Genomic DNA, 20,709 nt, shown 5'->3' with positions numbered 1-20,709 from the left:
GGAGGCCACCATGGCGAAGGCAAAGTTTGAACGTACGAAACCGCATGTTAACATCGGCACGATCGGGCACGTTGACCACGGCAAGACGACGCTGACGGCTGCGATCACGAAGTATTTCGGCGATTTCAAGGCCTACGACCAGATCGACGCGGCGCCGGAGGAGAAGGCGCGCGGGATCACGATCTCGACGGCGCACGTGGAATACGAGACGGACGCGCGGCACTACGCGCACGTGGACTGCCCCGGCCACGCCGACTACGTGAAGAACATGATCACGGGCGCGGCGCAGATGGACGGCGCGATCCTGGTTGTGAACGCGGCCGACGGCCCGATGCCGCAGACGCGCGAGCACATCCTGCTGGCCCGCCAGGTTGGCGTTCCCGCGCTGGTGGTGTTCATGAACAAGGTCGACCAGGTCGATGACGAGGAGCTGCTGGAGCTGGTGGAAATGGAAATCCGCGAGCTGCTGTCGTCCTACGACTTCCCCGGCGACGACATCCCGATCGTCGCGGGCTCGGCGCTGGCCGCGCTGGAAGGCCGCGACGCGAATATCGGCGAGGACAAGATCCGCGCGCTGATGGCGGCGGTGGACGAGTACATCCCGACGCCGGACCGCCCCGTGGACCAGCCGTTCCTGATGCCGATCGAGGACGTGTTCTCGATCTCGGGCCGCGGCACCGTCGTGACGGGCCGGGTGGAACGCGGTGTGATCAACGTGGGCGACTCGATCGAGATCGTGGGCATCCGCGACACCCAGACCACGACCTGCACGGGCGTCGAGATGTTCCGCAAGCTGCTGGATCGCGGCGAGGCGGGCGACAACATCGGCGCGCTGCTGCGCGGCATCGACCGCGAGCAGGTCGAGCGCGGCCAGGTGCTGTGCAAGCCGGGTTCGGTGAAGCCGCACAAGAAGTTCGAGGCCGAGGCCTACATCCTGACCAAGGAAGAGGGTGGCCGTCACACGCCGTTCTTCGCCAACTACCGCCCGCAGTTCTACTTCCGCACGACGGACGTGACCGGGACGGTTCAACTGGCCGAAGGCACCGAGATGGTGATGCCGGGCGACAACGTGTCGTTCACGGTCGAACTGATCGCGCCGATCGCGATGGAAGAGAAGCTGCGCTTCGCCATCCGCGAAGGCGGCCGCACCGTCGGCGCCGGCGTCGTGTCCAAGATCATCGAGTAAACCGAAAAAGGCCAGGGCCGGCCAAAAAGTCGGCCCGTCAGCCTGAAGGGCTAGAACAATGCAAAGTCAGAACATCCGCATTCGGCTGAAGGCCTTCGACTACCGCGTTCTGGATGCCAGCACGCAGGAGATCGTGAATACGGCCAAACGGACCGGCGCCCAGGTGCGCGGGCCCATTCCCCTGCCGAACAAGATCGAGAAATTCACCGTCCTGCGCGGGCCGCATATCGACAAGAAGTCGCGCGACCAGTGGGAAATCCGCACGCACAAGCGGCTTCTCGACATCATCGACCCGACGCCGCAGACCGTGGACGCGCTCATGAAGCTCGACCTGGCCGCCGGTGTCGACGTCGAGATCAAGGTTTAAGGAGGGCACCCGGATGCGCTCTGGAGTGATCGCAAAGAAGGTGGGCATGACCCGCCTGTTCATGGAGGATGGCCGGCAGGTTCCGGTCACCGTCCTGCAACTGGATGGCTGCCAGGTCGTGGCGCAGCGTACCGCCGAGAAGGACGGATATACCGCCGTTCAGCTGGGCGCGGGCGCGGCCAAGGCCAAGCGGGTGCCGGCGCCGATGCGCGGGCATTTCGCCAAGTCGAACGTGGCGCCGAAACGCAAGCTCGCGGAATTCCGCGTGGCCCCGGAGAACCTGATCGAGGTGGGTGCGGAAATCACCGCCGATCACTACTTCGAAGGCCAGTACGTGGATGTCAGCGGCACCTCGATCGGCAAGGGTTTCGCCGGTGCCATGAAGCGGCACAATTTCGGCGGCCTGCGCGCCTCGCACGGGGTGTCGATCAGCCACCGCTCGCACGGCTCGACCGGTCAGTGTCAGGACCCGGGCCGCGTGTTCAAGGGCAAGAAGATGGCCGGTCACATGGGCGCCGCCCGCGTGACCACGCAGAACCTGCAGGTCGTCAAGACCGATGCCGACCGGGGCCTGATCATGGTCAAGGGCGCGGTGCCCGGCGCCAAGGGCGGTTGGGTCACGATCAAGGACGCGGTCAAGAAGCCGACGCCCGAGAACCTGGTCCTGCCCGCCGCGCTGAAATCCGCCGCAACCGAGGCCGCGGCCGCAGATGCGCCCGCCGAAGGGGGTGAAGAATGAAACTCGACGTGATCAAGCTGGATGGCGCCAAGGCCGGCACCGTCGATCTCGGCGACGAGATCTTCGGCCTGGAGCCGCGCGCCGACATCCTGCACCGCGTGGTCCGCTGGCAGCGCAACAAGGCGCAGGCCGGCACCCACAAGGTCAAGACCCGGTCCGAGACCAGCTACTCGACCAAGAAGATCTATCGCCAGAAGGGCACCGGCGGCGCACGCCACGGGGACCGGAACGCGCCGATCTTCCGCAAGGGTGGCATCTACAAGGGCCCGACCCCGCGCAGCCACGCCCACGACCTGACCAAGAAGTTCCGCAAGCTGGGGCTCAAGCACGCGCTGAGCGCCAAGGCGAAGGCCGGGGAGCTGGTGGTTCTGGAATCGGCCGAACTGGCCGAGGTCAAGACCGCGGCGCTGGCCAAGTCGGTCAAGAACCTGGGCTGGAAGCGTGTCCTGATCATCGACGGCGCCGAGGTCAACGCGAACTTCGCCATGGCCGCGCGCAACATCGAGGGTCTCGATGTGCTGCCGTCCATGGGCGCCAATGTCTATGACATCCTCCGCCGCGATACGCTGGTGTTGACGAAGGCGGGTGTCGAAGCTCTGGAGGCTCGACTGAAATGAGCGCGAAGGCTGACCATTACGACGTGATCCGCAAGCCGATCATCACCGAGAAGGCGACCATGGCCTCCGAGGCCAATGCCGTTGTCTTCGAAGTGGCGATGGACGCGAACAAGCCCGCGATCAAGGAGGCTGTCGAAAGCCTCTTCGGGGTCAAGGTGAAGGCGGTCAACACCACCATCACCAAGGGCAAGACCAAGCGGTTCCGCGGCATCCGCGGCCGCCGCAAGGACGTCAAGAAGGCCTATGTGACCCTCGAAGAGGGTAACACTATCGACGTGACCACGGGTCTCTGATAGACGGACCCGACTCACCGGCCCCGGATCGCCCGGGGCCGGCTGCGTTTGAGACCGGGGCGGTTTCGCCCCATACGGAAACCGGACCTTTGGTCCGAAGCTGACGGAAGACAGAAAGCATGGCACTCAAGTCGTACAAGCCGACGACGCCGGGCCAGCGTGGGCTGGTGCTGATCGACCGTTCGGAGCTTTGGAAAGGTCGTCCGGTCAAGGCCCTCACCGAGGGTCTGACCAAGAAGGGCGGCCGGAACAACACCGGACGGATCACGATGCGTCGTCGCGGCGGGGGGGCGAAACGCCTGTACCGCGTCGTCGATTTCAAGCGGACAAAGATGGATATCTCGGCCGTCGTCGCCCGCATCGAATACGACCCGAACCGGACCGCCTTCATCGCGCTGATCCAGTACGAGGATGGCGAGCAGGCCTATATCCTGGCGCCCCAGCGCCTGGGCGTCGGCGACAAGGTGATCGCGTCCGCCAAGGCCGATGTGAAGCCGGGCAACGCGATGCCCTTCACCGGCATGCCGATCGGTACGATCGTGCACAACATCGAGCTGAAGCCCGGCAAGGGCGGCCAGATCGCGCGCGCGGCGGGCACCTATGCCCAGTTCGTCGGCCGTGACGGCGGTTATGCCCAGCTGCGGCTGTCCTCGGGGGAACTTCGCATGGTGCGCCAGGAATGCATGGCGACCGTCGGTGCGGTGTCGAACCCGGACAACTCGAACCAGAACTTCGGCAAGGCCGGCCGTTCGCGCCACATGGGCAAGCGTCCGTCGGTCCGCGGCGTCGTGATGAACCCGATCGACCACCCGCACGGTGGTGGTGAGGGCCGCACCTCGGGTGGTCGTCACCCGGTGACCCCGTGGGGCAAGCCCACCAAGGGCGCCCGCACCCGCCGCAACAAGGCGACGGACAAGTACATCATCCGCTCCCGTCACGCGCGCAAGAAGGGTCGCTAAGCCATGACACGTTCTGTTTGGAAGGGCCCCTTCGTCGACTCCTACGTCCTGAAGAAGGCCGAGAAAGCCCGCGAATCGGGCCGCAACGAGGTCATCAAGATCTGGTCGCGCCGCTCGACGATCCTGCCCCAGTTCGTGGGGCTCACCTTCGGCGTCTACAATGGCCAGAAGCATATCCCGGTGAACGTCACCGAGGACATGATCGGCCAGAAGTTCGGTGAATACTCGCCGACGCGCACCTATTACGGGCACGCGGCCGACAAGAAATCGAAGAAGAGGTAATCGCCATGGGCAAGGACAAGAACCCCCGCCGCGTGGCCGAAAACGAGGCGATGGCCAAGGCGCGCATGCTGCGCACCTCGCCGCAAAAGCTGAACCTCGTCGCCGCGATGATCCGTGGCAAGAAGGTGGACAAGGCGCTGGCCGATCTGACCTTCTCGAAGAAACGGATCGCCGAGGACGTGAAGAAATGCCTTCAGTCCGCGATCGCCAACGCCGAGAACAACCATAACCTCGACGTCGACGAACTGATCGTCGCCGAGGCCTATGTCGGCAAGAACCTGACGCTCAAGCGCGGCCGTCCGCGTGCCCGCGGCCGGTTCGGCAAGATCGTCAAGCCGTTCTCGGAACTCACCATCAAGGTCCGCCAGGTCGAGGAGCAAGTCTGATGGGTCACAAGGTTAATCCGATCGGCATGCGCCTCCAGGTCAACCGCACTTGGGATAGCCGCTGGTATGCCGATACCAATGACTACGGCAATCTGCTGCTCGAAGACGTGAAGATGCGCGAGTTCATTCACGAAGAGTGCAAGCAGGCCGGCGTCAGCCGCATCATCATCGAGCGCCCGCACAAGAAATGCCGGGTGACGATCCACACCGCGCGGCCCGGGGTCATCATCGGCAAGAAAGGCGCCGATATCGAGACGCTTCGCAAGAAGCTGGCGAACATGACCGACAGCGAGCTGCACCTGAACATCGTCGAGGTGCGCAAGCCTGAACTCGACGCCCAGCTGGTGGCGGATTCGATCGCCCAGCAGCTGGAACGCCGGGTCAGCTTCCGCCGCGCGATGAAGCGGTCGGTGCAGAACTCGATGCGCATGGGCGCGCTGGGGATCCGGGTCAACGTCGCCGGCCGCCTTGGCGGGGCCGAGATCGCGCGGACCGAATGGTACCGCGAGGGCCGGGTGCCGCTGCACACGCTGCGCGCCGACATCGACTATGCCCATGCCGAGGCGAAAACGCCCTATGGCATCATCGGCATCAAGGTCTGGATCTTCAAAGGCGAGATCATGGAGCACGATCCCAGTGCGCGTGACCGTCGCCAGTCGGAACTCCAGGAAGGCGGGCCGTCGCGGCCGCGCCGCGACCGCTGAGGAGTTTGAGAGATGCTGCAACCCAAGCGCACGAAATTCCGCAAGATGCACAAGGGCCGTATCCACGGCCAGGCCAAGGGCGGAACCGACCTCAACTTCGGCTCGTACGGGCTGAAGGCGACCCAACCCGAGCGCATCACCGCGCGCCAGATCGAAGCCGCCCGCCGGGCCATGACGCGCCACATGAAGCGTCAGGGCCGCGTCTGGATCCGTATCTTCCCCGACACGCCGGTGTCGTCGAAGCCGACGGAAGTCCGGATGGGTAAGGGCAAGGGTTCGGTCGATTTCTGGGCGGCCAAGATCAAGCCCGGCCGGATCATGTTCGAGATCGACGGCGTGTCCGACGCGGTCGCCCGCGAGGCGCTGCGCCTGGCGGCGATGAAGCTGCCGATCAAGACCCGGATCGTCCAGCGCGAAGACTGGTGACGGATCGGTGGGTTGACACCCACCCTACGCGATCGGCCCCCGTCGAGAGATCGGCGGGGGCTTTTTCGTGGCGCGGCCCTCTTTGCGGGACGCAGGTCAGATCGGGGGTTGCTTTATGGGCGCCGGGGGCGTATGCGAACCGCTCATCCACGGACTCCGCCGGAATCAGGGTGACCCGCGGCCATGCCGCACTGGGGCCTGCCGGTGATGTTGAAAGGAAGATAGGCGATGAACGCCAGTGATCTGCGGGACAAGACTCCCGACCAGCTCCGCGAGGAGTTGACCAACCTGAAGAAAGAGGCCTTCAACCTGCGCTTTCAGCAGGCCACCGGCGCGATGGAGAACACCGCGCGCATGCGCCAGGTGCGCCGCGACGCGGCCCGCGTGAAGACCATCCTGAACGAAAAAGCCCGCGCGGCGGCGGAATAAGGTGAGCCTCAGATGCCCAAACGTATCCTGCAAGGCACCGTGACCAGCGACCTGAACGACCAGACCGTGACCGTCCTGGTCGAGCGTCGCTTCAAGCACCCCGTGCTGCAAAAGACGATCCGGAAGTCCAAGAAATACCGCGCCCACGACGAGAACAACACGTTCAAGGTGGGTGACACGGTGCGCATCCAGGAATGCGCGCCCAAGTCCAAGACGAAACGCTGGGAGGTGGTTCAGGCCTGACCTGATCCACTTTCCGGTTTGAACGAAACCCTGGGACAGCGTTCCCAAAGGTCGGGAGTAACCCAATGATCCAGATGCAGACCAATCTGGATGTCGCTGACAACTCCGGCGCACGCCGGGTTCAGTGCATCAAGGTCCTGGGCGGGTCCAAGCGGAAATATGCCAGCGTCGGCGACATCATCGTGGTGTCGGTGAAAGAGGCCATTCCGCGTGGTCGCGTCAAGAAAGGCGACGTGCGCAAGGCCGTCGTCGTGCGCACCGCCAAGGAAGTGCGCCGCGAGGATGGCACCGCGATCCGCTTCGATCGCAACGCCGCCGTGATCCTCAACAACAACAACGAGCCGATCGGCACCCGGATCTTCGGCCCGGTGGTGCGCGAGCTACGCGCCAAGAACTTCATGAAGATCATTTCGCTGGCTCCGGAGGTGCTCTGATGGCTGCGAAACTCAAGACGGGCGACAAGGTCGTCGTGCTCGCTGGCAAGGACAAGGGCCGCGAAGGCGTCATCGCCTCGGTCGACCCCAAGGCCGGCAAGGCCGTGGTCGATGGCATCAACATGGCCATCCGCCACCAGAAACAAAGCCAGACCACGCAGGCCGGCCGCCGCCCCAAGGCGATGCCGATCGACCTGTCGAACCTGGCGATCGTCGACAAGAACGGCAAACCCACCCGCGTCGGCTTCAAGGTCGAAGACGGCAAGAAGGTGCGCTATGCCAAGACCACGGGGGACGTGATCGATGCTTGATGCTGCCACTTACGCCCCGCGTCTGAAGACGCAGTACCGCGAGACGATCAAGGCCGCCCTCAAGGAAGAGTTCGGCTATACCAACGACATGCAGATCCCGCGGCTGGACAAGATCGTGCTGAACATCGGCTGTGGCGCCGAGGCGGTCCGCGACTCCAAGAAGGCCAAGTCGGCCCAGGAGGACCTGACCCTGATCGCCGGCCAGAAAGCCGTGATCACCAAGGCCAAGAAGTCGATCGCCGGCTTCCGTGTTCGTGAAGACATGCCGCTGGGCGCCAAGGTCACCCTGCGCGGCGACCGGATGTACGAATTCCTCGATCGCCTGATCACGATCGCCATGCCCCGCATCCGCGACTTCCGCGGCGTTCCGGGCAAGTCCTTCGACGGGCGCGGCAACTATGCGATGGGCATGAAGGAACACATCGTCTTCCCGGAAATCGAATATGACAAGGTCGACGAGGTCTGGGGTCTGGATATCGTCATCGCCACCACCGCGAAAACCGACGCGGAAGCGAAGGCGCTGTTGAAGCATTTCAACATGCCGTTCAACAGCTGATCGCGGGAGGGAGAACACGACATGGCTAAGAAATCTATGGTCGAACGCGAACTCAAGCGTCAGCGCCTGGTGGAGAAATACGCCGCCAAACGCGCCGCGCTGAAGGTGATCGCGAACAACGAGGATCTTCCGATGGAAGAGCGGTTCAAGGCCCGGCTCAAGCTGGCCAAGCTGCCGCGCAACTCCTCGCCGACGCGGCTGCACAACCGCTGCCAGCTCACCGGGCGTCCGCACGCCTATTACCGCAAGCTCAAAGTCTCGCGGATCATGCTTCGGGAACTCGGCTCGATGGGCCAGATCCCCGGCATGGTCAAGTCGAGCTGGTAAGGAGGGGAAAAGATGTCCGTGAACGATCCTCTCGGCGATATGCTGACCCGCATCCGCAACGCGCAGATGCGTGGCAAGTCGACGGTCCGTACCCCCGCCTCCAAGCTGCGCGCCTGGGTGCTGGATGTGCTGGCCGACGAAGGCTACATCCGCGGCTATGAAAAGGTCGACGGCGCCAATGGCCTGCCCGAACTGGAAGTGTCGCTGAAATATTTCGAAGGCACGCCCGTCATCCGCGAACTCAAGCGCGTGTCGAAACCCGGCCGCCGCGTCTACATGGGCGTGGGCGAGCTGCCGCAGGTGCGTCAGGGCCTGGGCGTGTCCATCGTCTCGACCTCGAAGGGCGTGATGTCGGATGCGGCCGCGCGCTCGGCGAATGTCGGCGGCGAAGTGCTTTGCACGGTATTCTGAGGAGGAAAGGCAGATGTCTCGTATTGGCAAAAGACCGGTCGAGCTGCCGTCGGGTGTGACCGCATCCGTCTCCGGCCAGACCGTCGAGGTAAAGGGCCCGAAAGGCGCCCGCAGCTTCACCGCCACCGACGACGTGACGATCGCAGTCGAGGACAGCGCCGTCACCGTCACCCCCCGTGGCAGCTCCAAGCGGGCGCGCCAGCAATGGGGGATGTCGCGCACCATGGTCGCGAACCTCGTCCAGGGGGTCACCGACGGGTTCAAGCGCGAGCTTGAAATCCAAGGTGTCGGCTACCGCGCCCAGATGCAGGGCAACACGCTGAAACTGAACCTCGGCTACAGCCACGAGGTGAATTTCGACGTGCCCCAGGGCGTCACCGTCACCTGCCCCAAGCAGACCGAGATCGTGGTCGAGGGCACCGATCAGCAGCTCGTCGGCCAGGTCGCGGCCAACATCCGCGAATGGCGCGCGCCCGAGCCCTACAAGGGCAAGGGTATCCGCTACAAGGGCGAGTATATCTTCCGCAAGGAAGGCAAGAAGAAGTAAGGGCGCGACAGATGGCAAACAGCAAGAGAGACCTGTTCCAGAAACGCCGCCTGCGCGTTCGGAACAAACTTCGCAAGATGAACGCCGGGCGCGTGCGCCTGTCGGTTCATCGCAGCAACAAGAACATCAGCGTTCAGCTGATCGACGATGTGAACGGCGTGACGCTCGCCGCTGCCTCCAGCCTCGAGAAGGATCTGGGCGTGGTCGGCAAGAACAACGTGGAGGCCGCCGCCAAGGTGGGCACCGCGCTGGCCGAGCGTGCCAAGAAGGCCGGGGTCGAGGAATGCTATTTCGACCGTGGCGGCTACCTCTATCACGGGCGCGTCAAGGCGCTGGCCGACGCCGCCCGTGAAGGCGGCCTGAAGTTCTGAGGAGACGAGATATGGCAAGAGAAGACAATCGCCGGGGTGGGGGTCGCGATCGCGACGAAAACCCGGAATTCGCCGATCGTCTCGTGGCGATCAACCGCGTGTCCAAGACCGTGAAGGGCGGCAAGCGCTTCGGCTTTGCGGCGCTGGTGGTCGTGGGCGATCAGAAGGGCCGCGTCGGCTTTGGCAAGGGCAAGGCGAAAGAAGTGCCCGAGGCGATCCGCAAGGCCACCGAGCAGGCCCGGCGCAAGCTGATGCGCGTGCCGCTGCGCGAGGGCCGGACGCTGCACCATGACATCGAGGGCCGCCATGGCGCGGGCCGCGTGGTGATGCGGACCGCCCCCCAGGGGACTGGGATCATCGCCGGTGGTCCGATGCGCGCCGTGTTCGAGATGCTGGGCGTTCAGGACGTGGTGGCGAAATCCATCGGGTCGCAGAACCCCTACAACATGATCCGCGCGACGCTGGACGGGCTGTCGAAGGAAAGCTCGCCCCGCCACGTGGCACAGCGCCGTGGCAAGAAGGTGGCCGATATCCTGAAAAAGGATGAAGCCCCTGCCCAAGACGCCGCCGAAGCGTAAGGAGAGGGACACATGGCCAAGACCATCGTCGTCAAGCAGGTGGGTTCCCCCATCCGCCGCCCCGCCATCCAGCGCCAGACGCTGGTCGGGCTGGGCCTGAACAAGATGCACCGCGTGCGCGAACTGGAGGACACCCCCTCGGTTCGCGGCATGATCGCCAAGATCCCGCACCTGGTCGAGATCGTCGAAGAGCGCGGCTGAGCGGGCGGTGGGTTGACACCCACCCTACAAAATTGCGGGCCCTCGGCGAAAGCCGGGGGCCCGTCGCGTTTTGTGGCCTGCATTCGAGGGCGGGCATTGAATCGCGCGTGGGCCGGATTTCGCTTCGCGGGGCCTGTGCCGCCTCTGTTTCGGGGTGGCCTAGACGTTCTCCTGTCCAGAAGAAATCGAACGGCCCTTTCCGCACTTGCGCCATGCCGCGCGCGGCACGTCCCCGGGGGGCATTCGTCGTCTGGCCCCCCTGTCACCCAAGATGGGTGATGCGGCGCATCGATCAGGACTTGAACGGTGCGAGCGTCCCGTCTATACGCGCCCGGTGGCCGCACCAGGCCGCACCTCACAACCAAGAAACGCCGTGGCCGTCCCATCTCGCTTCGGGGGCGCGTCCGGCAAAGGAGAAGCGACATGAAACTGCATGAACTGCGCGACAACGACGGCGCGGCGAAAAAGGCCAAGCGGATCGGCCGGGGCCCGGGTTCGGGCAAGGGCAAGACCGCCGGGCGTGGTATCAAGGGTCAGAAATCCCGTTCCGGCGTGGCCATCAACGGCTACGAGGGCGGGCAGATGCCGCTGTACCAGCGGCTGCCCAAGCGCGGCTTCAACAAGCCGAACCGCAAGCAATACGCCGTGGTCAACCTCGGCCTGATCCAGAAATTCGTCGATGACGGCAAGCTGGACGCCAAGCAGCCCATCACCGAGGATGCGCTGGTGGCCTCGGGTCTCGTGCGGCGCAAGCTGGACGGCGTCCGCGTTCTGGCGAAGGGCGAAGTGTCGGCCAAGCTGTCCCTCGACGTGACCGGCGCCTCGAAATCCGCGGTTGCCGCGGTCGAGAAGGCCGGCGGCACGATCAAGACCGCCGCCCCGGCCGAGGCGTCCGAATAAGTGGTTGTTCGCGGGCCTCGCGCCGCTTACATCACGGTCTAGTTTTCCAAAGTGCCGCCGGAGCCGGAAAACGGTTTCGGCGGCGCTGTCCTTGAACAGAGGCTCAGCATGGCATCTGCAGCAGAGCAAATGGCCGCGAACATGAGTTGGGGGGCCTTCGGCAAGGCCACCGAGCTGCGGCAGCGGATATTCTTTACCCTCGGCCTTCTGATCGTCTATCGCCTGGGAACCTATATCCCGGTGCCGGGCATCGACGGCGCCGAGTTGCGCGCCTTCATGGAGCAGGCCGCCTCGGGGCTGGGGGGCATCCTGTCGATGTTCACCGGCGGGGCGCTGGGGCGGATGGGCATCTTTGCCCTGGGCATCATGCCCTATATCTCGGCCTCGATCATCGTGCAGCTTCTGGCCGCGATGGTGCCGCAGCTTGAACAGCTGAAGAAAGAGGGCGAACAGGGCCGCAAGAAGATCAACCAGTACACCCGCTACGGCACGGTGTTCCTGGCGACCTTCCAGGCCTATGGCCTTGCCGTCAGCCTCGAGGCGGGCGGGCTGGCCTCGGACCCGGGCTGGTATTTCCGCGCCGGGACGATCATCACCCTGGTCGGCGGGACGATGTTCCTGATGTGGCTGGGCGAACAGATCACCGCGCGGGGCGTCGGCAACGGCATTTCGCTGATCATCTTCGTCGGCATCATCGCCGAGGTGCCCGCCGCGCTGGCGCAGTTCCTCAGCCAGGGCCGTTCGGGTGCGCTGTCGCCGGCGGTCATCATCGGCGTGATGCTGATGATCGTGGCGGTGATCGCCTTCGTGGTGTTCATGGAACGCGCATTGCGCAAGATCCACATCCAGTATCCGCGCCGCCAGGTGGGGATGAAGGTCTATGACGGCGGCTCCAGCCACCTGCCGGTCAAGGTGAACCCCGCGGGCGTGATCCCGGCGATCTTCGCCTCGTCGCTGCTGCTGCTGCCCACCACGATCTCGACCTTCTCGCACAGCCAGGCGGGGCCGGTGATGTCGGTGATCCTTGCCTATTTCGGGCCGGGTCAGCCGCTGTACCTGGCCTTCTTCACCGGCATGATCGTGTTCTTCACCTACTTCTACACGTTCAACGTGGCGTTCAAGACCGAGGACGTGGCCGACAACCTGAAGAACCAGAACGGGTTCATCCCGGGCATTCGGCCGGGCAAGCGGACGCAGGAATACCTGGACTACGTGGTGGCCCGCATCCTGGTGCTGGGGTCTGGCTATCTCGCGCTGGTCTGCCTGCTGCCCGAGGTGTTGCGCTCGCAGCTGGCGATCCCGTTCTACTTCGGCGGCACGTCCGTCCTGATCGTGGTGTCGGTCACGATGGACACGATCCAGCAAGTCCAGTCCCACCTGTTGGCGCATCAATATGAGGGGCTGATCGAGAAATCCCAGCTTGGCCGAAAGGGCAAGGGGCGGACCAAGGCCAAACGGAAAGGGGTGGCGCGTCGATGAACATCATTCTTCTGGGCCCCCCGGGGGCCGGCAAGGGCACCCAGGCCCGCAAGCTGGTCGACGAACGCGGCATGGTGCAGCTGTCCACCGGCGACATGCTGCGAGAGGCGCGCAGTTCCGGCACCGAAATGGGCAAGCGCGTGGCCGAGGTGATGGACCGGGGCGAACTGGTCACCGACGAGATCGTGATCGGCCTGATCGCGGAAAAGCTGGAAGAGGGCGCGCCGGGCGGGTTCATCTTCGACGGCTTCCCGCGGACGCTGGCCCAGGCCGATGCATTGGGCGCGCTGCTGGCCAGCAAGGGCCAGAAACTGGACGCCGTGATCGAGATGCGGGTGGACGACGAGGCGCTGGTCGCCCGGATCACCGCGCGCTCGACCTGCGGGGAGTGCGGCGAGGTGTATAACGACAACACCAAGCCGATCCCGGCCGATGGCAAATGCGAGAAATGCGGCGGGACCGAGTTCAAGCGCCGCGCTGACGACAACGAGGACAGCCTGCGCCAGCGGCTGATGGAATACTACAAGAAGACCTCGCCGCTGATCGGCTATTACTATGCCAAGGGCGATCTCGTCGCCGTCGATGGCATGGGCGAGATGGACGACGTGGCGGCGGCGATCCGGGGGGCGCTGGCCGGATAACCGGCTGGTCGCCCCTGCGACCGGACGCAGGAAACAGGGCCGGTTCCGGGCGGGGTGCGCCGCTCGGGGGCGGACCGTTCACCGCTTATGTCAATTCGCCCTTGACGGGAAACCTGAATCGACCTAGGCACAGCCTCTCGATAGAGAATCGACCCTTTGTCGCAGGCGGGCCCGGCCCGCGGGGCGCCGGGGAAGTAGAGCGGCCCGAAGGCAACGGCTTTCGGGCCTCAGTTGTGAAAAAAGGTTCTGGAGCTACGGAACCGCAACGAAAGGAACGACACGCGTGGCACGTATCGCTGGCGTCAACATCCCCACGGGAAAACGCGTCCCCATCGCGCTCACCTATATCCACGGCATCGGCCCGACCTCGGCCGCAAGCATCTGCGAGGCCGTCGGCATCGATGCCGCCCGCCGCGTCAACGAACTGTCGGATGCCGAGGTTCTGGCGATCCGCGAGCATATCGACGCGAACTTCACCGTCGAGGGTGACCTGCGCCGCGAGGTGCAGATGAACATCAAGCGCCTGATGGACCTGGGCTGCTACCGTGGCCTGCGTCACCGCCGCAACCTGCCGGTTCGCGGCCAGCGCACCCACACCAACGCCCGCACCCGCAAGGGTCCGGCGAAACCCATCGCCGGCAAGAAGAAGTAAGGGAGGGCATCAGGTATGGCACGCGACAAGACCCGGGTTCGCCGCAAGGAACGCAAGAACATCGCCGCCGGTGTGGCGCATGTGAACAGCTCGTTCAACAACACCAAGATCCTGATTTCCGACGTGCAGGGCAACGCCATATCGTGGTCGTCCGCTGGCACGATGGGGTTCAAGGGGTCGCGCAAATCGACCCCCTATGCCGCCCAGATGGCCGCAGAGGATGCCGGCCGCAAGGCGCAGGAACATGGCGTCAAGACGCTGGAAGTCGAGGTTCAGGGCCCCGGCTCGGGCCGGGAATCGGCCCTGCGCGCCCTGGCCGCGGTGGGTTTCAACATCACCTCGATCCGCGACGTGACCCCGATCGCCCATAACGGCTGCCGCCCGCCCAAGCGCCGGCGGGTCTGATCCCAGGATTTTTCGCCCGGGCCGCCGCTTTGCCGGTGGCCCGGGCTTGTCGATATTTCCCTCGGGCGTCTTTCGCTTCGGACATGGGCGACGGGCAGGAATTGAGGAGACATCCATGATCCACAAGAACTGGCAGGAACTCATCAAGCCGACCCAGCTTGAAATCAAGCCGGGCAACGACCCCGCGCGGCAGGCCACCGTCGTCGCCGAACCGCTGGAACGCGGTTTCGGTCTGACGCTGGGCAACGCGCTGCGCCGGGTGCTGATGAGTTCGCTGCAGGGCGCGGCCATCACCAGCGTCCAGATCGACAACGTGCTGCACGAGTTCTCGTCGATCGCGGGGGTCCGCGAAGACGTGACCGACGTGGTGCTGAACCTCAAGGGTGTGGCGCTGCGGATGGAAGTCGAGGGGCCCAAGCGGCTGTCGGTTTCGGCCAAGGGGCCGGGCGTGGTCACCGCCGGCGACATCTCGGAAACCACGGGCATCGAGGTGCTGAACCGCGACCACGTGATCTGCCACCTCGACGAGGGCGCCGACCTGTTCATGGAGCTGACCGTGAACACCGGCAAGGGCTATGTCGCGGCCGACAAGAATCGACCCGAGGACGCGCCCATCGGGTTGATTCCGATCGACGCGATCTACTCCCCGGTGAAAAAAGTGGCCTATGACGTGCAGCCGACCCGCGAGGGGCAGGTGCTCGACTATGACAAATTGACGCTCAAGGTCGAAACCGACGGGTCGATCACGCCCGAGGATTCCGTGGCCTTTGCCGCGCGGATCCTGCAGGACCAGCTGTCGATCTTCGTCAATTTCGAGGAGCCGGAATCGGCCGGCCGCGAATCCGAGGACGAGGGGCTGGAGTTCAACCCGCTGCTGCTCAAGAAGGTCGACGAGCTGGAGTTGTCGGTGCGGTCCGCGAACTGCCTGAAGAACGACAACATCGTCTATATCGGCGACCTGATCCAGAAGACCGAGGCGGAAATGCTTCGCACTCCGAACTTCGGCCGCAAGTCGCTGAACGAGATCAAGGAGGTGCTTTCGGGCATGGGCCTGCATCTCGGCATGGATGTCGAGGAATGGCCGCCGGAAAACATCGAGGAACTGGCCAAGAAGTTCGAGGACCAGTTCTGAGGACCGGTGGGTTTCACCCACCCTACCCGTTTGGCGTAGGGTGGGTGCCAACCCACCGCCAATACCCGGGCATCCCGCCCCAAGGAGAGTGGCCCGCACGCATGGGCCGCCGGACAAAGCAAAACCGCCCGTAGAGGGCAAAGACGGAGAAAACAGATGCGTCACGCCCGCGGCTATCGCCGCCTGAACCGCACCCACGAGCACCGCAAGGCGATGTTCGCCAACATGGCCGGCTCGCTCATCGAACACGAACAGATCAAGACCACGCTGCCCAAGGCGAAGGAACTCAAGCGCATCGCCGACAAGCTGGTGACGCTGGGCAAGCGGGGCGATCTGCATGCCCGCCGCCAGGCCGCCGCGCAGCTGAAGCAGGACGCCCATGTCGCCAAGCTTTTCGAGGTGCTGGGTCCCCGCTATGCCGAGCGTCAGGGCGGCTATGTCCGCGTGCTCAAGGCCGGCTTCCGCTATGGCGACATGGCGCCGATGGCGATCGTCGAGTTCGTCGACCGCGACCCCGAGGCGAAGGGCGCGGCCGACCGCGCGCGCGAGGCTGCCGAGGCCGACGCCGAGGAGTGAGCCCGCGCGGCAATGCTTCGCATGTAAAAAGGCCCTGCCGGTTGGCAGGGCCTTGTTCTTTGGGCCACGGGGCGACCATCGGGCGCAAGTCCCTAGGCCATCGCCTCGACCAGGTCCGCGTTGCGCGACTGTTCCATCTGGTGGTCCACGTCCCGCAGCATCCGTTCAAGCTGGGCATCGGCGACCGGCGTGGCGCCCAGGAATTCCAGGAGATCAGTTCTGATACCGGCCGGAAGCCGCATCAACCTGTTGAAAAGAGTGGGATGGATTGTGCGCACTGAATACTCCGCTAGACTATAGAAATGGCTTGTCTCCGTGCTGACAATTTAAGGTTGACTGGGTTTCTTGCAACTTGTCTAAAAAGTCATGTTCGAAAAGTCCGTGTTTGATCGCGAATTGAGGGTCCTCGATGGCTTGGCCCCTAAGGGGTACAATATCGGACTTCATATCCGGTTCACGTCCCCCCTCATGACGTTTCAGACCTATGACCCCGAGTGGCTGACCCACTACACCGAACATGGCTACGTCCTGCGCGATCCGATGGTGGCGTGGGGCTTTTCAACCACCGGCGCGACACGGTGGAGCAACGAGAACATTCCCGACCCTTTCGGCATCCTCGAAGATGCCGCGAGGTACGGGCTGAGGTTCGGCGTGACGATCTCCTGGGGGCCCATTACCTCCAGGACCATTGCAAGCGTGGCACGAGCAGATCGGGAATTCACGGATGCCGAGATCGACAAGATCGAAGGTATCGTGCGTCGTTTGCACGACATGACCGAGCCACCGGGGGAGCTGACCAAGGCTCAGGTCGAGGCGCTGAAATGCATTGCGGACGGCGACCGCCATGCGGCCGCAGCCAGCAAGCTGGGGATCTCGGAAAGTGCACTCAAGGCTCGCCTCGCTTCTGCGCGCGAGCGGCTGATGGCACGCACGACCGCCGAAGCGATTCAGCGCGCAAAGGATTATCGGCTGCTTTGACGGCCACCGCCTTCCGCAAGGTTAACGACCACACCACCAACCCTGCAGGAGGCTCTTATGCAGACCACGACTCTTTCCTTCGAAAATCTCCACAACCATGGCGAGCTGTTTGCCAACATGCTTCGCGCGCGTCGCGAGCTTTTCATCGAGCGCAACAAATGGGACCTGCCCGAGGCGATGGGCATGGAATACGATCAATACGACACGCCGGCCAGCCGCTGGGTGGTCGTGCATGACGAGCTGGGCCAGGTGCTGGCCGGCAATCGCCTGACGCCGACCACGGCGCGTTGCGGTATCTATACCTACATGATCCGGGACGCGCAGAGCGGGCTTCTGGACACGATCCCGTCGCACCTGCTGTATGACGAGGCGCCGGTGGCCGAGACCATCTGGGAAAGTTCGCGCCTGTTCGTGTCGCAGCGGGTGCCGCTCGCGCAGCGCCGGCCGATCTATTTCAACCTGGTCCAGGAACTGGCCAAGGCCGCGCGGAACCTGGGCGCCAGTCAGTGCCTGACGCTGCTGAACGCGAACTGGACCCTGTGGTACAAGCGCGTGGGCATCGACATGACCCCGATGGGCCCGGTGCTGGAGATCGACGGGATCAAGAACCAGGTCGTCTCGATGAACTTCGCCGCCAACCTGCACTGATCACGCACCGGTCCCCGCCGCGAGGGCGGGGGCCGGACGGGCGTTGAACTCGGGGCGGAACGGGCGCATATCCTTGCATGACCGATCCGGACCGAATGTGCCGATGACCCGTCTTTTCAGCCTTTCCCACCTGTGCCTGTGCCTGTGTCTGGTCGCGGCCCCGCTGGCCGCGCAAGACCGCCGCCTGCCGACCTCCCAGGCGGAAATCAGCCTCAGCTTTGCGCCCGTGGTGCGCGAAACCGCGCCCGCGGTGGTCAACATCTATGCCCGCCGCGTGGTCCAGGGCCGCGCCGGCCCCTTTGCCGACGATCCGTTCTTTTCCGACCTGTTCCGCAATTTCGGCCGGGTGCAGCCGCGGGTGCAGAACTCGTTGGGGTCGGGCGTGATCGTGTCCGGCGACGGGCTGGTGGTGTCGAATTTCCACGTCGTGGGCCAGGCCACCGAGATTCGCGTGGTTCTCGCCGACCGGCGGGAATTCGACGCCCAGGTGTTGCTGGGCGACGAGGAGTCCGACCTCGCGGTCCTGCGGCTGGACGGCGCGCGCGACCTGCCGGCGCTGGACTTGCGCGACTCCGATACGGTCGAGGTGGGCGACCTGGTGCTGGCCATCGGCAACCCGTTCGGCATCGGCCAGACGGTCAGTTCCGGCATCGTGTCGGGGCTGGCGCGCTCGGCGCTGTCGATCGGGGGCGGGCGGGGCTATTTCATCCAGACCGACGCCGCGATCAACCCGGGCAATTCGGGCGGGGCGCTGGTGGATATGCAGGGGCGCCTGGTGGGGATCAACACCGCGATCCTGTCGCGCTCGGGCGGGTCAAACGGCATCGGGTTCGCCATTCCCGCCAACCTGGTGTCGCGTTTCGTCGACCAGGCCCGGGCGGGGCGCGACCGGTTCCAGCGGCCCTGGGCCGGGATCACCGGGCAAGCGGTCGATGCGGGTCTTGCCGAAGGGTTCGGCCTGGATGTGCCGCAGGGCGTGGTGTTGACGAACCTGCACCCCGAAAGCCCCTTTGCGCGCGCCGGGCTGCAGGTGGGCGACGTGGTGCTGGACCTGGGCGGGGCGCCGGTGAACACGCCGCAAGAGATGCTGTTCCGCCTGTCGGCCGAGGGGGTCGGCGGCGAGATCGCGGTGACCTATCTGCGCAAGGGGCGTTCGCGCGCGGCGCGCGTCGCCCTGATCGCGCCCCCCGAGACGCCGCCGCGCGCGCCCGTGACCGTAAAGGGCCGCAGTGTCTTGGCGGGGCTGTCGGTGGTGACCATCAACCCCGCCGTGGCCGAGGAGGCGGGCCTGCCTTCGGGGGCGCAGGGCGTTCTGGTAACCGACCCGGGCGAGGTCGGAGCGCGCGTGGGCCTGCGGGCCGGCGACATCCTGTTGCAGATCAACGACCGCACGGTCCGCACCACCGGCGACGTGGCCGCCGCCGCGCGCGAGGGCGGGCGCGGCTGGTATGTCGAATACCTGCGCGGCGGGCGGCGCGGCGTGTTGCGCTTTCGTGTCTGATGCGCCTCGCGTAGGCTTGGCCCATGGCTGATCTGTTCGACCGCACCGAGGGCGACACGCCCCACAAGGCCGGCCCGCGCCCGTTGGCCGACCGGCTGCGGCCGCGGCGGCTGGCCGATGTGATCGGGCAGGAGCATGTCCTGGGCCCGGACGGTCCGCTCGGCGTGATGCTGGCCTCGGGGACGCTGTCCTCGCTGATCTTCTGGGGACCGCCCGGGGTGGGCAAGACCACCATCGCGCGGCTGCTTGCCGACGAGACCGACCTGCATTTCGTGCAGATCAGCGCCATCTTCACCGGGGTCGCCGATCTGAAAAAGGTGTTCGAGGCCGCCCGGATGCGCCACGCGAACGGGCAAGGCACGCTGCTGTTCGTGGACGAGATCCACCGGTTCAACAAGGCGCAGCAGGACGGCTTCCTGCCGCATATGGAGGACGGCACGATCCTGCTGGTGGGTGCCACCACCGAGAACCCGAGTTTCGAATTGAATGCCGCGTTGCTGTCGCGGTCGCAGGTGCTGGTGCTGGACCGGCTGGACCTGGCACATCTGGAGTTGCTGGCCCAGCGCGCCGAACACGAGCTGGGCCGCGCGCTGCCGCTGACCGGCCCCGCGCGCGAGCAACTGCTGGAGATGGCCGATGGCGACGGGCGCGCGCTGTTGAACCTGATCGAGCAGGTCGCGGCCTGGAAGGTCGAGGGCGCCCTGTCCCCCGAGGCGCTGGCCGCGCGCCTGCAGAAACGCGCCGCGCACTACGACAAGTCGGGGGACGCGCATTACAACCTGATTTCGGCGCTGCACAAATCGGTGCGCGGGTCCGACCCCGACGCGGCGCTGTACTGGCTGGCGCGGATGCTGGAAGGCGGCGAGGATCCGCGGTTCCTCGCGCGCCGGATCACGCGGATGGCGATCGAGGATATCGGGCTGGCCGATCCCCAGGCGCAGACGCTGTGCCTGGACGCGTGGCAGGTCTACGAGCGGCTCGGCTCGCCCGAGGGCGAACTGGCGCTGGCGCAGGCGGTGCTGTATCTCGCGCTGGCGCCGAAATCGAACGCGGGCTACGCGGCCTACAAGAACGCCCGCGCGGCGGCGAAACGCACCGGGTCCGAGCCGCCGCCCAAGCACATCCTGAATGCGCCGACCAAGCTGATGAAGGATCAGGGCTATGGCGCGGGCTATGAATACGACCATGACAGCGCGGCGGGATTCTCGGGGCAGGATTACTTTCCCGAGGGGATGAAGCGCGGGGTCTATTACAGCCCCGTGGAGCGCGGTTTCGAGCGCGAGTTGAAACGCCGGCTGGACTATTTCGCCAAGCTGCGCGCCCAGCGCCGCGGCGAGGGGTAGACTCCCTGGCGGGGTTTCGCCCCGGCTTGCGCCGGGGCGACCGGCTGGGGGGCTCTGCCCCCCAGACCCCCCGGAGTATTTGCACCA

General features: G+C 65.2%; 33 protein-coding genes. 32 read left to right on the top strand and 1 reads right to left on the bottom strand.

All coding sequences use genetic code 11. From position 1 onward, the window contains the following. Nucleotides 1-10: 10 nt before the first annotated feature. The 28 genes from tuf to rplQ all read left to right on the top strand — a co-directional run bounded on the left by tuf (nucleotide 11) and on the right by rplQ (nucleotide 16,152). The gene (gene tuf / locus EV662_RS11915) at nucleotides 11-1,186 is read left to right on the top strand and encodes an elongation factor Tu (protein ID WP_132462526.1); all 1,176 of its coding nucleotides are present in this window, start codon (nucleotides 11-13) and stop codon (nucleotides 1,184-1,186) included. A gap of 58 nt (nucleotides 1,187-1,244) precedes the next feature. Then, nucleotides 1,245-1,553, top strand: coding sequence for a 30S ribosomal protein S10 (gene rpsJ / locus EV662_RS11910; RefSeq protein WP_042456850.1), 309 nt, complete (start codon nucleotides 1,245-1,247; stop codon nucleotides 1,551-1,553). Between the two features lie 13 nt (nucleotides 1,554-1,566). Then, nucleotides 1,567-2,292, top strand: coding sequence for a 50S ribosomal protein L3 (gene rplC, locus EV662_RS11905; RefSeq protein ID WP_132462524.1), 726 nt, complete (start codon nucleotides 1,567-1,569; stop codon nucleotides 2,290-2,292). Continuing rightward, complete coding sequence (gene rplD, locus EV662_RS11900) at nucleotides 2,289-2,909, top strand: 50S ribosomal protein L4 (protein ID WP_132462522.1); 621 nt, start codon at nucleotides 2,289-2,291, stop codon at nucleotides 2,907-2,909. Before rplC ends, rplD begins: the two co-directional genes overlap by 4 nt. Next, entirely contained in the window at nucleotides 2,906-3,202 is a 297-nt protein-coding gene (locus tag EV662_RS11895; RefSeq protein ID WP_132462520.1) for a 50S ribosomal protein L23, read from the top strand. The genes rplD and EV662_RS11895 overlap by 4 nt, the downstream gene beginning before the upstream one ends. Nucleotides 3,203-3,321: 119 nt before the next feature. Next, nucleotides 3,322-4,161, top strand: coding sequence for a 50S ribosomal protein L2 (gene rplB / locus EV662_RS11890; RefSeq protein WP_132462518.1), 840 nt, complete (start codon nucleotides 3,322-3,324; stop codon nucleotides 4,159-4,161). A 3-nt stretch (nucleotides 4,162-4,164) separates the two neighbouring features. Then, nucleotides 4,165-4,443 (top strand): 30S ribosomal protein S19, encoded by a 279-nt coding sequence (rpsS, locus tag EV662_RS11885; RefSeq protein WP_132462516.1) that lies wholly within the window; start codon nucleotides 4,165-4,167, stop codon nucleotides 4,441-4,443. Nucleotides 4,444-4,448: 5 nt separating this feature from the next. Continuing rightward, nucleotides 4,449-4,829 carry a 50S ribosomal protein L22 gene (rplV, locus tag EV662_RS11880; RefSeq protein ID WP_132462514.1) on the top strand — a complete coding sequence of 127 codons (381 nt, stop codon included), beginning with the start codon at nucleotides 4,449-4,451 and terminating at the stop codon, nucleotides 4,827-4,829. Continuing rightward, on the top strand, nucleotides 4,829-5,533 hold the full coding sequence (gene rpsC / locus EV662_RS11875) for a 30S ribosomal protein S3 (RefSeq protein WP_132462512.1): 705 nt from the start codon (nucleotides 4,829-4,831) through the stop codon (nucleotides 5,531-5,533). Before rplV ends, rpsC begins: the two co-directional genes overlap by 1 nt. 12 nt (nucleotides 5,534-5,545) lie before the next feature. Next, nucleotides 5,546-5,959: a 50S ribosomal protein L16 gene (rplP, locus tag EV662_RS11870; protein ID WP_132462510.1), complete on the top strand. Its 414-nt coding sequence runs from the start codon at nucleotides 5,546-5,548 to the stop codon at nucleotides 5,957-5,959. Nucleotides 5,960-6,187: 228 nt separating this feature from the next. Beyond that, the gene (gene rpmC, locus EV662_RS11865) at nucleotides 6,188-6,388 is read left to right on the top strand and encodes a 50S ribosomal protein L29 (RefSeq protein WP_132462508.1); all 201 of its coding nucleotides are present in this window, start codon (nucleotides 6,188-6,190) and stop codon (nucleotides 6,386-6,388) included. Nucleotides 6,389-6,400: 12 nt separating this feature from the next. Further along, entirely contained in the window at nucleotides 6,401-6,631 is a 231-nt protein-coding gene (gene rpsQ / locus EV662_RS11860) for a 30S ribosomal protein S17 (protein WP_132462506.1), read from the top strand. Between the two features lie 65 nt (nucleotides 6,632-6,696). Further along, nucleotides 6,697-7,065 carry a 50S ribosomal protein L14 gene (gene rplN / locus EV662_RS11855; protein WP_011567679.1) on the top strand — a complete coding sequence of 123 codons (369 nt, stop codon included), beginning with the start codon at nucleotides 6,697-6,699 and terminating at the stop codon, nucleotides 7,063-7,065. Continuing rightward, a complete protein-coding gene (gene rplX / locus EV662_RS11850; RefSeq protein WP_132462504.1) occupies nucleotides 7,065-7,376 on the top strand; it encodes a 50S ribosomal protein L24 in 312 nt (103 codons plus the stop codon). Before rplN ends, rplX begins: the two co-directional genes overlap by 1 nt. Then, complete coding sequence (gene rplE / locus EV662_RS11845) at nucleotides 7,369-7,932, top strand: 50S ribosomal protein L5 (RefSeq protein ID WP_132462502.1); 564 nt, start codon at nucleotides 7,369-7,371, stop codon at nucleotides 7,930-7,932. The genes rplX and rplE overlap by 8 nt, the downstream gene beginning before the upstream one ends. Nucleotides 7,933-7,953: 21 nt before the next feature. Then, nucleotides 7,954-8,259, top strand: coding sequence for a 30S ribosomal protein S14 (gene rpsN / locus EV662_RS11840; RefSeq protein WP_132462500.1), 306 nt, complete (start codon nucleotides 7,954-7,956; stop codon nucleotides 8,257-8,259). 12 nt (nucleotides 8,260-8,271) lie between these two features. Further along, on the top strand, nucleotides 8,272-8,670 hold the full coding sequence (rpsH, locus tag EV662_RS11835) for a 30S ribosomal protein S8 (RefSeq protein WP_207903616.1): 399 nt from the start codon (nucleotides 8,272-8,274) through the stop codon (nucleotides 8,668-8,670). A gap of 13 nt (nucleotides 8,671-8,683) precedes the next feature. Next, nucleotides 8,684-9,217 carry a 50S ribosomal protein L6 gene (gene rplF, locus EV662_RS11830; RefSeq protein WP_132462498.1) on the top strand — a complete coding sequence of 178 codons (534 nt, stop codon included), beginning with the start codon at nucleotides 8,684-8,686 and terminating at the stop codon, nucleotides 9,215-9,217. An 11-nt stretch (nucleotides 9,218-9,228) separates the two neighbouring features. Further along, nucleotides 9,229-9,588 carry a 50S ribosomal protein L18 gene (gene rplR / locus EV662_RS11825; RefSeq protein WP_132462496.1) on the top strand — a complete coding sequence of 120 codons (360 nt, stop codon included), beginning with the start codon at nucleotides 9,229-9,231 and terminating at the stop codon, nucleotides 9,586-9,588. Nucleotides 9,589-9,599: 11 nt separating this feature from the next. Further along, nucleotides 9,600-10,166, top strand: coding sequence for a 30S ribosomal protein S5 (gene rpsE / locus EV662_RS11820; RefSeq protein ID WP_132462494.1), 567 nt, complete (start codon nucleotides 9,600-9,602; stop codon nucleotides 10,164-10,166). A 12-nt stretch (nucleotides 10,167-10,178) separates the two neighbouring features. Next, nucleotides 10,179-10,367: a 50S ribosomal protein L30 gene (rpmD, locus tag EV662_RS11815; RefSeq protein WP_132462492.1), complete on the top strand. Its 189-nt coding sequence runs from the start codon at nucleotides 10,179-10,181 to the stop codon at nucleotides 10,365-10,367. Between the two features lie 423 nt (nucleotides 10,368-10,790). Next, nucleotides 10,791-11,267, top strand: coding sequence for a 50S ribosomal protein L15 (gene rplO / locus EV662_RS11810; RefSeq protein ID WP_132462490.1), 477 nt, complete (start codon nucleotides 10,791-10,793; stop codon nucleotides 11,265-11,267). Nucleotides 11,268-11,375: 108 nt separating this feature from the next. Beyond that, nucleotides 11,376-12,746, top strand: coding sequence for a preprotein translocase subunit SecY (secY, locus tag EV662_RS11805; protein ID WP_132462488.1), 1,371 nt, complete (start codon nucleotides 11,376-11,378; stop codon nucleotides 12,744-12,746). After that, nucleotides 12,743-13,387, top strand: coding sequence for an adenylate kinase (locus tag EV662_RS11800; protein WP_132462486.1), 645 nt, complete (start codon nucleotides 12,743-12,745; stop codon nucleotides 13,385-13,387). The genes secY and EV662_RS11800 overlap by 4 nt, the downstream gene beginning before the upstream one ends. Nucleotides 13,388-13,670: 283 nt before the next feature. Then, entirely contained in the window at nucleotides 13,671-14,039 is a 369-nt protein-coding gene (rpsM, locus tag EV662_RS11795; RefSeq protein ID WP_132462484.1) for a 30S ribosomal protein S13, read from the top strand. 15 nt (nucleotides 14,040-14,054) lie between these two features. After that, on the top strand, nucleotides 14,055-14,444 hold the full coding sequence (gene rpsK, locus EV662_RS11790) for a 30S ribosomal protein S11 (protein WP_042456782.1): 390 nt from the start codon (nucleotides 14,055-14,057) through the stop codon (nucleotides 14,442-14,444). A 115-nt stretch (nucleotides 14,445-14,559) separates the two neighbouring features. Further along, entirely contained in the window at nucleotides 14,560-15,576 is a 1,017-nt protein-coding gene (locus EV662_RS11785) for a DNA-directed RNA polymerase subunit alpha (RefSeq protein WP_132462482.1), read from the top strand. A gap of 156 nt (nucleotides 15,577-15,732) precedes the next feature. Continuing rightward, nucleotides 15,733-16,152, top strand: a complete 420-nt coding sequence (gene rplQ, locus EV662_RS11780) for a 50S ribosomal protein L17 (protein WP_132462480.1) — start codon at nucleotides 15,733-15,735, stop codon at nucleotides 16,150-16,152. A 92-nt stretch (nucleotides 16,153-16,244) separates the two neighbouring features. Here rplQ and EV662_RS19555 read toward each other — a convergent pair whose 3' ends face one another. After that, a complete protein-coding gene (locus EV662_RS19555; RefSeq protein WP_165915584.1) occupies nucleotides 16,245-16,430 on the bottom strand; it encodes a hypothetical protein in 186 nt (61 codons plus the stop codon). An 88-nt stretch (nucleotides 16,431-16,518) separates the two neighbouring features. Here EV662_RS19555 and EV662_RS11775 point away from each other — a divergent pair, with 88 nt between their 5' ends. From EV662_RS11775 to EV662_RS11760, 4 genes are all read left to right on the top strand, one after another. Beyond that, nucleotides 16,519-17,130 (top strand): helix-turn-helix transcriptional regulator, encoded by a 612-nt coding sequence (locus EV662_RS11775; protein ID WP_132462478.1) that lies wholly within the window; start codon nucleotides 16,519-16,521, stop codon nucleotides 17,128-17,130. Nucleotides 17,131-17,187: 57 nt separating this feature from the next. After that, nucleotides 17,188-17,778: an acyl-homoserine-lactone synthase gene (locus EV662_RS11770; protein WP_132462476.1), complete on the top strand. Its 591-nt coding sequence runs from the start codon at nucleotides 17,188-17,190 to the stop codon at nucleotides 17,776-17,778. Nucleotides 17,779-17,881: 103 nt separating this feature from the next. Continuing rightward, a complete protein-coding gene (locus EV662_RS11765) occupies nucleotides 17,882-19,279 on the top strand; it encodes a trypsin-like peptidase domain-containing protein (RefSeq protein ID WP_132462464.1) in 1,398 nt (465 codons plus the stop codon). Between the two features lie 23 nt (nucleotides 19,280-19,302). After that, on the top strand, nucleotides 19,303-20,622 hold the full coding sequence (locus EV662_RS11760; RefSeq protein ID WP_132462462.1) for a replication-associated recombination protein A: 1,320 nt from the start codon (nucleotides 19,303-19,305) through the stop codon (nucleotides 20,620-20,622). The last annotated feature ends 87 nt before the right edge of the window (nucleotides 20,623-20,709 follow it).

The organism is Rhodovulum marinum (genome assembly GCF_004343075.1).
GTDB lineage: Bacteria > Pseudomonadota > Alphaproteobacteria > Rhodobacterales > Rhodobacteraceae > Rhodovulum > Rhodovulum marinum.
This window is presented reverse-complemented; position numbering and strand designations above follow the sequence as displayed.